Source organism: Limnobacter olei (assembly GCF_029087225.1).
Lineage (GTDB): Bacteria > Pseudomonadota > Gammaproteobacteria > Burkholderiales > Burkholderiaceae_B > Limnobacter > Limnobacter olei.
Genome location: NZ_JARFJD010000009.1, coordinates 1 through 12469, shown reverse-complemented (window position 1 = coordinate 12469; position 12469 = coordinate 1). Strand labels below are relative to the sequence as shown.

General features: G+C 49.9%; 11 protein-coding genes and 1 tRNA gene. 9 read left to right on the top strand and 3 right to left on the bottom strand.

Annotation, left to right across the window (positions count from 1 at the left end; all coding sequences use genetic code 11):
• Window positions 1-88 precede the first annotated feature (88 nt).
• Genes PY990_RS06310 through PY990_RS06295 form a run of 4 tightly spaced genes read left to right on the top strand, consistent with a single transcriptional unit; the run spans window position 89 to window position 4942 of the window.
• Window positions 89-2170 (top strand): FkbM family methyltransferase, encoded by a 2082-nt coding sequence (locus tag PY990_RS06310; protein ID WP_275270897.1) that lies wholly within the window; start codon window positions 89-91, stop codon window positions 2168-2170.
• A 55-nt stretch (window positions 2171-2225) separates the two neighbouring features.
• Complete coding sequence (locus PY990_RS06305; RefSeq protein WP_275270896.1) at window positions 2226-3455, top strand: oxygenase MpaB family protein; 1230 nt, start codon at window positions 2226-2228, stop codon at window positions 3453-3455.
• 60 nt (window positions 3456-3515) lie between these two features.
• Complete coding sequence (locus PY990_RS06300) at window positions 3516-4346, top strand: SDR family oxidoreductase (protein ID WP_275270895.1); 831 nt, start codon at window positions 3516-3518, stop codon at window positions 4344-4346.
• Between the two features lie 5 nt (window positions 4347-4351).
• A complete protein-coding gene (locus tag PY990_RS06295; RefSeq protein ID WP_105028698.1) occupies window positions 4352-4942 on the top strand; it encodes a TetR/AcrR family transcriptional regulator in 591 nt (196 codons plus the stop codon).
• A gap of 13 nt (window positions 4943-4955) precedes the next feature.
• Here the strand turns inward: PY990_RS06295 and PY990_RS06290 are convergent, their stop codons facing one another.
• Window positions 4956-5825 carry a sterol desaturase family protein gene (locus PY990_RS06290; RefSeq protein ID WP_275270894.1) on the bottom strand — a complete coding sequence of 290 codons (870 nt, stop codon included), beginning with the start codon at window positions 5823-5825 and terminating at the stop codon, window positions 4956-4958.
• Window positions 5826-5927: 102 nt separating this feature from the next.
• Between PY990_RS06290 and PY990_RS06285 the strand changes: the two genes are divergently transcribed.
• A complete protein-coding gene (locus PY990_RS06285; RefSeq protein WP_275270893.1) occupies window positions 5928-6824 on the top strand; it encodes a LysR family transcriptional regulator in 897 nt (298 codons plus the stop codon).
• A 23-nt stretch (window positions 6825-6847) separates the two neighbouring features.
• Here the strand turns inward: PY990_RS06285 and PY990_RS06280 are convergent, their stop codons facing one another.
• Complete coding sequence (locus PY990_RS06280) at window positions 6848-8341, bottom strand: amidase (RefSeq protein ID WP_275270892.1); 1494 nt, start codon at window positions 8339-8341, stop codon at window positions 6848-6850.
• A 337-nt stretch (window positions 8342-8678) separates the two neighbouring features.
• On the opposite strand from PY990_RS06280, the gene PY990_RS06275 reads away from it, so the two are divergent.
• Entirely contained in the window at window positions 8679-9104 is a 426-nt protein-coding gene (locus PY990_RS06275; protein ID WP_275270891.1) for a GFA family protein, read from the top strand.
• A gap of 81 nt (window positions 9105-9185) precedes the next feature.
• On the opposite strand, the gene PY990_RS06270 is transcribed toward PY990_RS06275, so the two are convergent.
• Window positions 9186-9268, bottom strand: a tRNA-OTHER gene (locus tag PY990_RS06270).
• Between the two features lie 330 nt (window positions 9269-9598).
• Between PY990_RS06270 and PY990_RS06265 the strand changes: the two genes are divergently transcribed.
• The 3 genes from PY990_RS06265 to PY990_RS06255 form a co-directional block, all read left to right on the top strand.
• Window positions 9599-10555 (top strand): retron St85 family effector protein, encoded by a 957-nt coding sequence (locus tag PY990_RS06265; protein WP_275270890.1) that lies wholly within the window; start codon window positions 9599-9601, stop codon window positions 10553-10555.
• The gene (locus PY990_RS06260) at window positions 10552-11487 is read left to right on the top strand and encodes a retron St85 family RNA-directed DNA polymerase (RefSeq protein ID WP_275270889.1); all 936 of its coding nucleotides are present in this window, start codon (window positions 10552-10554) and stop codon (window positions 11485-11487) included. Before PY990_RS06265 ends, PY990_RS06260 begins: the two co-directional genes overlap by 4 nt.
• 415 nt (window positions 11488-11902) lie before the next feature.
• Window positions 11903-12469 (top strand): hypothetical protein (locus tag PY990_RS06255; protein ID WP_275270888.1); only part of this gene is annotated, 567 nt, incomplete at its 3' end.

The following is a 12469-nucleotide window of genomic DNA, read 5'->3' as shown; positions in this document are numbered from 1 at the left end:
TCCCCCTTTCCTCCGGTTTTCACTGGCGCTAAGCTCGGCTTATTCTTGCGGTTAACAAAACTCAAGTTACAGGCCAGGAGCCCAGCACGTGACCGAATTCAAACGCACCCAGGATATGCACCAGTACTACCGCGACAGTCTGGTGAAAACCTACTTTTTCGATGAATTCGGGAAAATTCCCAAAGACACGTTGATCTCGTTGATCGATACCAACTCCTGCGATCCGGTCTATTGCGCTGAGGTGCTGCAGGGCGTGCAATCAGGTCTGCCTGCGGTCAAGGACCAGGCACTGCGGCAAATCATCATGCTGATTGCGCAGTCGCATTTGTCCATGGACAAGCACCGCAACGGTATTCAAACCCCGATGCCCGCAGCCTACAAAAAAGGAATCCGAGACGGGCTTATGCGCGTACTGCAAAAAGTGCCCAGTGTGAAATACCTGATCAACGCCATTCAAATTTTGTACCGCATTGGTGAAATTGATGAAGCCATGGCCTTGGTTCGTAAAAATGAAAAAGTAGTCGACACTTCACCGCACCTTCAACAAATTGTGGCCATGGTGTACACCATGGAGGAACGCTATGAAGAGGCATTGCCCTACCTGCTGAAGCTGGTCGATTCTGGCGTACATCAAAACAATTCGCTGATCAAGCTGATGAGCATGACCTGCATGTACAGGCTGGGCGCGCTGCCTGATGAACCGGTGGACTTCGCAAGCCTTGCGAATAATCACCCCGGTGAGAATGCCGAATTTCCTTACCCATGGCTGATTGCACCCGGCAGTGACCGCCGCAACAAACCCACGCTGCTGATCGCCTGTGACGACAAATATTTTTATGAACACGCCCTTGCTTTGGTGTACTCGGTGCTTGAACACAACCAGGCCAATGTGCTGGTTCACTTTCACCTGTACACCCCCAATGCCAGTGTTGTTAAATACGTACGCGATCTGGCTGCGAAATATCCGCAACTTGAAATCACTGCAGCGCAGGAAACAATCGATTTGAAATCACCGACCAAGGTGGTTGAATTTGCAACCCGGCGATTTGCAGCCAGCAAGGCTTTGCTTTCGCACTTCAACGCGCCAGTCATTTTGCTGGATGCCGATGCCCTGTGGCGCAAACCCTGGAAGGAGACCATGTGTGAATTGGCCAGCAACAGCGATGTGATTGTTTGCCAGCCCAAAGCTGCACCGTTCTGGGAGCATGTGGCCGCTGGCATGATGTACTTGAACAACACACCGGCCGCGAAGCGTTACATCGCCCAGGTGGTGGCATTCATCGAAGACAATTTGCGAAAGGGAAAATCACTTTGGTTTCTCGATCAAATTGCCCTGTCAGCATGCCACCACGAAGCGCACAAACACCAATGGGGCATCCGCTTTGCAAGCACAGCACCCGACCAGTTAATGGATGTGAATCACGGCGAGCACGCATTGACCTGGGTAGTCACCAACCAAAAACATGCAGCGGGTGCGTATGCGGATTACAAACGTGAACTTCAACAGCGACACGAACAACTACCCTACTCCAACCCCAACGATGCATTCCTGACAATTAGCCAACAAAAAAAACCGGTTCAGTTTCTGCAAGTGGGAGCCATGGACGGCGTCAGCTACGACCCCATTCACCCGTTCATTCGTAATTTCGGCTGGCACGGCGTGTTGGTTGAACCCCTGCCCGACATGCTGGAGCGCACACGCAACAATTACCAAGGCTGTACCGGCCTCGTGTTTGAAAACGTTGCAATTACAGAACAAGTGGAAACCAAAAGTCTGCATCGAATTGCACCCGAAGTGATAGTGAAGCACAAGCTGCCAGACTGGCTCAAGGGCATGTCCACCTTCAGTGACACCAAGCTGAAGGACTATCAACAATATGTCACTGTGGAAGAGGTGCAGTGCATGCCCTTAATGGCCTTGATTGAGCGCAATGCCCTGCCCAGTGTTGATGTTTTTCAGATCGACACCGAAGGCTACGACTACACCGTATTCAAACAACTCGATTTCTCGAAATTCAGACCCACCATCATCAACCTTGAAATCGTGAACCTGAACGCAGACGAACTACAGTCACTGGAGCGAGACTTGTTTGCACAGGACTACGTGTTTTATCGCTACGAGTTCGACATGATCGCCATGGACAGGCACTGGTTTCAAAATGCGACTTGAATGCGATTAAAAATTCGCTTTAGTCTGGGGTATTCACACTGCGTGTTTTTGCTCCATGAAGACGATTGATTATCCTGCCCCCACAAGGCTTCGACCATTCCAGCTCACGCAGATCAAGACGCCATGGCCCATTCGGCAACTGCTGGGCAGGCCATTTGCTCCCACTCCCGAAGAATACGCAAAACTGCACCACGGCCTTTTTGACGGCGACCCAGTCATGGATCGTTACATTCAATCTCGCTTGGAACAATCTCCCGGGAAACCAGATTGGCGAGAATTTCACCAAGCTCTACATTCGCCCAAGCCATCTGAATTTCAAGGCAGCGACGCGCTGCAAACCCTATTGAAATCGACCTGCACAAACCCAACTTGGGTAGATAGGAATTTGATCGAAGATGGCGTGCAATTCATTCATAGCACTGGGCGGGCTGCCACCGATGTGTTGCGCGACATGGCGCTGATGGGCGGCTACCTGATGGTGGCCTTCAACAAAACCCTAATTCTCACGGGTGAACTTGAAAAAGGTGCGGCCCCCAGGCTGGCGAGCACCGCTCAGTGGTGGCTAAAGGTGGTCAATCCAAACGCCAACTGCGCGGGCGGGCCTGGCGCCTTGGCCACATTGCGGGTGCGTTGGATGCATGCCTTGGTTCGCCACCAACTGCGCAACAGCCCGCAATGGGACTCGAACCAATGGGGCCTGCCCATCAACCAAGTGGACATGGCAGCGACCTACCTAGGCTTCAGTGCAGTCATGCTATTGGGCCTCCGTAAAATGGGCATTGTGGTTACACCGCACAATTCAAGAGCAGTGATGCAACTGTGGAAACTGATCGGCTGGCAAATGGGTGTGAGAGAAGAATGGCTCGTGGACACAGAACAGCAGGCACTGGTGAAACTTCGCCAGTTTCTATTCACCCATTCACCACCTGATGAATCCACGCACCGTTTGGCCAGCGCTTTGGCTGGTGAGCCTTTAAGCCGCAACTACGCAAGCCTTCAAACACTTCGCAAACACTATGCACATCAAAAGCATTTGAGTTCATCCTGGTATTTGCTGGGGCCACGCATGTTTCACAAACTGGGGCTACGCGCGCCTTTCGGTCCCTTCATTGCGCTGCTGGCTGTGCCTGCCCGTGTTGCGCATCATGCACTGGGGCGAATCATTCCCGGGCAGTGGGCACGGTTAATAAGGCATGGCCGAAAAGCGCAAGAAATTGCCGTTGCAGAACTTCAACAGCGGCAAGCCGATCAGCCCAACACCCCAGTTTCTGTCAACGCGAATTGAATACGAACAATAAGTCGTATTAAACTGAACGCTCGTTTGAATTAAACCTTGCGGGGCAATATGGGAAGCTGGACGAATAAAACTGTGTTCATCACCGGCGGCAGCCGTGGCATTGGCCGGGAAATCATTCTGCGGCTGGCTCGCGAAGGCGCCAACATTACTATTGCCGCAAAGTCAGACCAACCCAACCCGAAACTGCCTGGTACCATTCATTCCGTGGCGCAGGAAGTGATTGAAGCCGGTGGCAAAGCCCTGCCGATAGCAACCGATGTGCGCGATGAAGAACAAATCAAACGTGCAATACAGGCCACCGTGCAGCAGTTTGGTGGCATTGATTTGCTGGTGAACAATGCGGGCTTTTTGGGCATTACCCAGCTGGGTATTACTGACACCAAAAAATTCGACTTGATGCACGCATTGAATACCCGCGCGCCCCTGATCACCATGCGTGAATGCCTGCCACACCTTCAAACGAGCAAAGGCAGTGTGCTGAATCTGTGCCCGCCCTTGAACCTGGATGAAGGCTGGCTGGGTGCGTTCATTCCCTACACCACCACCAAGTACGCCATGACCCTGCTCAGCATGGGTTTCCAGCAAGAAGTGAAAGCCAAAGGAATTGCAGTCAAAACATTGTGGCCTGCCACCTTGATTGCTACAGCTGCGGTGGGCATGTTCAGCGGGGAAGAAGGCTTGAGCGTTTCTCGCAAGCCAGAGATCATGGCCGATGCCGCTTTTGAGTTGATCAACCAGCGCAGTCGTTTTTCTTCGAAGGTGTCGTGGCTTGATGAAGAAGTGCTGCGTGAAACCGGTGTTTCCGATTTTGCGAAGTACGCCAACAACCCGGCTCGGGCAGATGAAATTCAGCGGGACTTCTATATCGGAAAGTTCTGACACCCATGCGCAAAATTCCGCAGCAACAGCGATCCAAAGAACTGGTGGCACGCCTTGTTCAGGCTACGGCGCAGGCCATTCGTGAACATGGCATGGACAAATTCACCACACACCATGTGGCCGAACAGGCCGGTGTCAGCGTGGGCTCGCTGTATCAGTATTTCGATTCGCGCGAGGATCTGGTTGAAGCATTGCTGGAGGATGTCACGCTCAATCTTCAACAAGGCTTGAATGCTCTTGTACTGGAAAAAACCACCGACCTTCGTCAAATGGTGGACCGCTCGGTGCGGTTTGGCATGGCCTTCTTGAGGGCTGACGATGGCCTTGCGATTGAACTGGTGCGCAACTGGTACAAGCTGCCCACACACAACGTAGTGCGCCTGCTTCAAGACACGCTGCTTGACTTCATGCGGATGTACCTGCTGAAAAATCCACTGTCGAACAATCCTGAACGGCTTCACATTCGCAGCTTTGTCATTGCCAACTCGATCGTGTTCACCATGATTCGTGCGATCAGCGAGCCCAATCCATTCATCACTGATGAAGAACTGACGCTTGAACTGATTGAAATGGTGATCAGTTATTTGAATGCCTGATCAACAAGGTTGATCACTGTTTGTTTTCGTCGTAAATGGTGCCGCCAAACCGCAAGGCAGAATCTTCACGCCTGGAATGCAGCACCGGATAAAACATTTGCTGAGCCCAATGTTCCTGGCCGTGAATGCGGTCGTCCATCAAGCCGATGTGTTCCGGGTATTTGCGGGTGATGTGCGCCGTACCAAATATCACATCCCACAAAAACAGCATGTTGCCGAAATTGCCTGTGTAATTGCCAATGCCATCCTTGTTGGTCAAGGCATGGTGCGCCCAATGTGTGGCCGGCGTTGAAATGGTTCGCTCGACCACCCACATCACAGGGTGCAGGGCCTTGATTTTGTACAGCGGCTCATCCCAGCGCCATGAACAGTGAGCGCCTAAAATAATGGTCAGCTTCAAGCTTAAATACGTCACATACACCCATCCGCCAAAACCCAGGTACAACAAGGCACCGGCAATCCAAAGGCCAGGCATCATCAGGTAATAAAAGAAGTTGTTGCGAAAGGTCATTCGCACACTCATGTATTGCGCGGAATGGTGCGCACGGTGCAAAGGCCACAACAAAGGCGAATGCGATGCACGGTGCCACAAATACTGAGTTAAATCGTCGCCCAACAGCAGCACGCCAAACATGGCCCACCATGGCCAGTGCGCCAAGGCATCTTGCCACTGCGGAAACAGCGTTTGCCCCGCGTGCTGTGTGGTCAAAATTGCAAGCGGTTGGGTGATGGCCACCAGACTGACAAACATGAACAACTCAAGTTTGGTGTCATTTGCAGTGGCCTTGACCGTGGCCTGATATCGACGGGTTGCAAACTCCATCAATGCGAAACCCACAATCGCACTACCGATCAGAATGTTCTGAAACTGCATGGGGTCCATCTGGTGTCTCCGTTGATTCGACCATGGGCAGAATTTACCCTTGTGCAAGGAATACGTCCAATGCATAATCAGTGAACTTTCAATGCAACCAGTGCATTAACAATGATGAACCTCAACCAGCTTGAGCACTTGCTGGCGCTTGACGACACCCGACATTTCGCCAAAGCCGCTGACAAAGTCCACCTTAGCCAACCGGCGTTTAGCCGCAGCATTCAGGCACTGGAACGGCAAACCAACCTGATTCTGTTTGAACGCAAAAGTGGTGAAATACGCCCCACACCAGCCGGCCAGTTTTTGATTGACCGCGCCCGGCAGTTGATACTGGAAGCACGCGCTGTTCAACGCGACATCCATTTGTACCAGCGAGGCGAAGTGGGTGAACTCGCCTTTGGTGTAGGCCCTTTTCCCTGCGCCACACTGGCGCGCAGTGTCATTGAAAACATCCGCAACGCATATCCAAAAGTCGCCCTTCAAACAGAGATTGCAAGCCCTGCGGAATTACTTGCGATGCTGGTGCGAGAGGAAATTGAGTTTTTTGTCGCTGACACCGGCGACATTGGTACCGTGCCCTTCCTGCAAATCGAACCATTGATGCGGCAGTATGGCCACTTGTATGCACGGTGTGGTCATCCACTGGCCAAGGGCAAACACACTTTTGAGCAAGCATGGGAATACGGCATTGCCTCAGTGAAGTTGCCTGATCCACTCAAGGCTGGCCTGGGGCAATTGCTTCAACAAAGTAATCGAAACCTGCCACAACTGGCACTGGAATGTGACGACGTGAATTTGTTGCATCAACTGGCGGTGAACACCAACACGGTGGTGGCATCTACAGACCTGGCCGCGAAACCATGGATAGACAAACAGCAACTTGTGATGTTGGACATCAGCGACTTTCCAAAACTGTTCTCGAATATTTCAATCGTCAGCCTGGGCAATCGCGTGCGCTCGCCAGTGGCCAGTTACGCCACTGCGCAATTCAGGCAGTTAGTGGCGTAGCAGCGCCATCAAGATCAATCTGCTTATCGATAAAAAGCGGGAGGCCTGCGATGCATTGTTTTTTGTTCATAAGCGTAGGCCAGACCGAACAGCGTACCTTCATCCCAGCGCCTTCCTAAAAACTCGACCCCCACGGGACGCGGCCTGTTATCCTCCGAGAAACCTGCAGGTACAACAATCGAAGGCAATCCGGTGGTTGACCCGAACTCACAATTGTCACCTTGAGTCATTCCAGTTTCCATTGCGGGACGCAACACGGGTGGGTACACCAATGCATCAAGCTTGTTTTCATTCATGAAATCTTCTACATACTTGCGCAGCTCAACCCGTCGGGCCAGTGTTTGCTGATAGCCTGCCGACTCGGTATCGCGAAGTGCCAACGACGCGCCAATCAATGCCTGGATCACGGGGTGAGCGCGGCCACTAAGAAATATCGACTGTGTGTCAGGATGCGGCGCGTTGAAACTGGCCAGATACTCATCAAGATGATCTGCAAACTCGCGCGGAATCAGCAGAATCGAGAGTGACTCGAATTCAGGCAAGTCGATCGGATCCACCAACGTGGCACCAGCAGCCTGCAGGTCAAGCAAAGCTTGTGAGAACGTAGCCACAACCGCAGGGTCTGTGCCAATTGCATCTGTTCCACCATAACTTCTGAGTACACCCAATCTTTTGCCTTTCAAGGCCCCCGCATCCAAAAAGGCTGTGTAGGTCTGCGGCTGTACACGCGTCGCGTCCAATGTTTTTGCATCTGCAGGATCGACACCGGCCATGGCATCCAGAAGCAGCGCAGCATCGCGCACCGTTCTCGTCATCGGACCACCCACATCCAAAGTATGCGAAAGGGGCACCAAGCCATCTTGCGAGACCAAACCCACCGTGCTGCGCACCCCCACCAAAGAATTGTTGCTCGGTGGAAGGCGCACCGAAGCGCAAGTGTCTGATCCTGTACCCACCAAACCAAAGTTGGCCGCAATCGAAGCACCAGTGCCCCCCGAAGACCCGCCCGCATCTCGCGTGGTGTCATATGGTGTGCCAATGCGGAAAGTTTGCGTGTTGTAGCTTTGTGTAAAGTAGGCGAATTCCGTCATCGACGCCTTGCCCAGAATCAATGCGCCGTGCTCACGCATTCGCTTCACTGTAAACGCATCATCGGGTGGCTGCGAACCTTGTAAGGTAGCGCTGGCCGCTGTGGTTGGAAACTCTTTGGTGTCATAGAGATCTTTCAGAATCACCGGCACGCAATGCAGCGGACCAGTCAAACCTTGTTGAGCGTACGCATCGTCAAGCGCCTGTGCCTGCTCTTGAAGCAAAGGGTTGATCGACACCATGGAATTCAAAGGCAATCCGCCTGCAGCAGGAATGATTGCCGTGTCCAGTGCCGAAATACGATTGACATAAAGGTTTGCCAGTTCTACACAGGTCAGCGCCGTACCGTCCTCCTGAATTAATTGACCTGCAAAAGCCTTGTGAACATCGTCAATCGTCGCCTCCAGTAACTTGAATTCCCCAGTCACAGTCTGCGAGTTCCCAGATTGAGTGGTGCGCGTAGAAGTTTGAGGCGAAGAATCAGAGCCTCCGCTGCACGCCGACAACACAAACATCATCATAGTAATAAGCGGAGAATACTTCATGGCGAATCCTTCTTTGATGTACATACAAACCTGATCTGTGCATGCTCAGCAAGCTTCATGCCGTCAGTAAAGTGATGTAAAGCCGCCCCAACAGTTGCGGGTAAGTGCACCAAGGCCGCGCACACCTGGCCATGTTCTTACTACCCACGGATTGGGTTAGTATCGTTGTGGTGCAATTCACGGTGCACAGCCCACCACACTGCGTTTTATGAGAAATTTGATGAACAACACCTTTCGCGCACAGTGCCACTGTGGTCAATTGTCTATTCGCTTTTCCCAAGCGCCAGTCGCACAGTTGGTGTGCCACTGCCGGGATTGCCAAGCCGTCAGCGGCATGACTTATGCAAAAGCAGCTTTTTTTAAAGCCGAAGAACAATGTGCACAAGGCGAGTTTGTAGCGGTTGACATGACAGGCGGCTCAGGCAAACCCAAGCAATACCGAAGATGCAGCCAATGCAACGATTTTGTTTATGCCACAGTGGATGCGCTGACTGGCCTGTTGGGTGTAGCTGCAGACAAACTGGAGCCGCCCTTTGAGTTCAACCCCATGGCCCATGTGTGGACCAGCGAGAAGGCACCCGAGACGGAAATTCCTGCAGGTGTATTTCAGTTTCCCAAAGCACCACCGTTCAGGCCGGGGAAATAAAGAAATGAAGAATTGCGGAACTATTCGTGCATTACGGAGCTGAAAGCAAAAGGCCTACATCGCTGTAGGCCTTTCTGTATTTGGCTCCCCGACCTGGACTCGAACCAGGGACCTGCGGATTAACAGTCCAATTCAAGCACTAGCACTGGCGGGGCTTTCAAGGGCATACGCTTAAAAATCAAGCATTTCCGTTTACCTGCGTTTACCGCAGTTTACCGCTATTTACCGTCTGATTGCAGCAATGCTGCAATGAAAAATACGGCACTGAAACCCTAGCCAAATTTTACTTCTGAACCGACTCAAATATTTGACTTAGTCAAAGACACTGATTTAATATCAAGCCACTTTACGCGATCTGTTTTATGGTTTCAGATTGTCGGGCGCTTAGCCAGACATACAACAATTGGTGACTACTACCGCAGCAATGCCGCGCAGTCTTTTCTGCGGTGTGTCCTCAAAAACCCTGCGCGGCATTGCTGCGCAATTTAGGTGAAGTGACTAATTCAAACGAAACAGGCTCAGACCTTGTTGAGCGTGTGCTATCTACGATAGCCTGGGAGAAAGTTAGGATCCGTTCTTACGAAGGACTAATTTTTCTATGCGGCGGTGATTTTGAAACCGATACACGAGGCAACCCAGAACCACCGCTGAAGTCAGTGAGAGATTTGCTAAGAAGAAGAGCGTTTAGTGATCCTGACATCAGCTCAAAGATACGAATTGCTGAAGACACCAAGAACTGGGGTCAAGAAGCTACGTACAAAGACCTTCTGTCCTTCGAGAATGACCTTGCTGTAATCGCATCACTTATAGTCCTGCCTTTAGAGTCTCCTGGCTGCCTCGCAGAATTAGGTGTTTTTGCCACATCAGATGTACACCGCTCAAAGTTACTTGTGTTCATAGATGAAGAACACTACTCATCACCAAGCTTTATAAAACTCGGTCTCATAGATCATCTAGAAAAACTGTACCACAACACTTCGGATTGTCATTCTTGGCATAAGAGACATGGCAGTAACTTGGTATTTTGCCCGAAAAAACTTGAATCTATAGCAGACGATCTTATAGCTGAGATAAAAAACAGATTTAAAAAAGAATCTGAATCAGATTTTAACAAAGATAATCAAAAGCATATAATGCTTTTGATTATTGACCTCATTGATCTTTTTGGGGTTTTAAAACTTAATGAAATCCGTACCGCTCTTCAGAAGCTAGATATTGAGATCAAAGAGGATAGACTCAAGCAACTTCTTTTCACACTAGAATCAGTAGAATTTATCTCAAAGAAAGCCAAAGGAAAGCATCGGTACTACAAGAAAATAGCTCAACAACAGTATACAACCATAACCTTCAAAGATTCGAAAACTGACTTCGTTTCTAGAAAAGCTGCCATTCTTGACGAGTTGAAAAAGATTGATAACAAACGCTATCGAGCGATTACGGAAGATCAATGAACAAAGAATTTCCAATAATCGAAGAGATAAGCAAAAAGACTGGCTTGCTAAGTAACCAAGTCGCAAGCGTCATGATTACTGCACCCTTGCGATATAAAGTCTTCACAATTCCAAAGAAAACCAAAGGCGTGAGGAAAATAGCTCAACCGTCAGTTGCAGTGAAGATGGTTCAACGGCATCTGATCGAAATATTAAAATTACATCTCCCAGTTAGTTCTTCTTGCATGGCATATGTAGAGGGAAAGTCCATTAGAGATAACGCCGAAGCACACAAAAGTAATAATATAATTTTAAAGCTAGATTTCGAGAACTTTTTTAACTCTATAAAATTCTCTGATATTGAAAAACATTTGCGACGTCATCTTCCCGAGAATATTAGCGAAACAGAAATAAAATTTTTGTGTCACGCCTTAACATGGAGTGAGCAGCGAAGCAGAGACTTGTGTGTGTGCATAGGAGCTCCGAGCTCTCCTTTCATATCAAATTCAATAATGTATGACTTTGACATGCATTTACAAGAGTTTTGTTCGAAGAACGATCTTACTTATTCCAGATACGCTGATGACCTTACCTTTTCAAGCCCGTCAACAATATCTAAAGATCAGATTTTAGGATTAGTGGAATTATCTTTACAAAAAATTGATTATCCTAATATCAAGATAAATCATAATAAGACTGTTCTTGCATCTAAGGCGTCACGTCGAACTATAACTGGGATCAACATTACTCCAGAGGGCAATCTCAGCACGGGCAGATCACTCAAACGAAAAATCCACAGCTTATGTTGCAGTTTTATTCATGGAAAACTTGATACAGACCAAATTGAGCAACTTCAAGGATACATAGCTTTTGTCGAAAGCATTGAACCTGGGTTCAAACGAAGACTTTTAACGAAGTACAAACAAATTCCTTGTAGACCACCGATGGACTGAATGGCACCCATGGGGGGAGCCGATTTCAGCTAGCGGCCCTAGCCGATAGAGTGCGGCCCACCGCACGCTATGAAATCGGGGGGCAAGGCCCCGTCGCCCGTTGCCGTAGGCGAGGGAAACCCAATCAAATATTCACGTGCGGTCAGCACGACTGAATATGTTGGAGTCGCGTCCAGCGCACTCCGTGATTGGGTTTCCCTCGCCTCAACTGCTGCGCCAGCGCAGGTGAGGCTAAAGGGCGACCTTCATTAAAGGTATGCCCTGCGTCCAGCTAGGGCAAGCGATTGAAGCAGCGTTCAGCTGCGAAAAAGAGCGATACCGTCCTGCTTTGCCAGTTCGTCGGTGAGTTCGCCTAATGGCGAACATCCGTACGAACTCGATTAAGTCTATCTACACCTCTTTTTAGAGGTGCCAATTGAACAAAATCAATCCGTACAAGAAGTCCATTTCGAACCGATTAAAAGTTTTGAAGTTACTTCACAGATTTGGCTGGCTACGAACCAGAGACATAGCAGCGCTCGTTTGGCTGCCAACACATCGGGGCAAGCCAACCATTCCCCTAAGCTTAAAACCACCTCAGGCGACCGCAAGCGGTCTTCGAATGGCACAACGAACGCTACGTGCGCTGCAATCTAATGGATTCATCCTTCAAACAAAAGCTCCAGACGGCGCTTGGATATTCGCGTTGTCACAGAAGGGTGCTGATACGTTGAATCAAATTGGGATCACTGCACGATCAGGAAAGGATCTATTGCGTGACCGTAGCTTTAGTTACTACAGGCATCGTTGTATCTCGACAGAGATCGCCATTTCTGCACTACTTGAAGGCTGTAAAGTCACTACGGAGCTTGAACTACTGAAAAACGGAAGTACGTTTGTAAATCCTGTTGTTAGAAAACTACCTGATGTCTTGGTGCGTCAGTATGACAACTGGTACTGGGTTGAAGTTGAAAAAAGCAGAAAATGCGTATTCTGGTTGAAA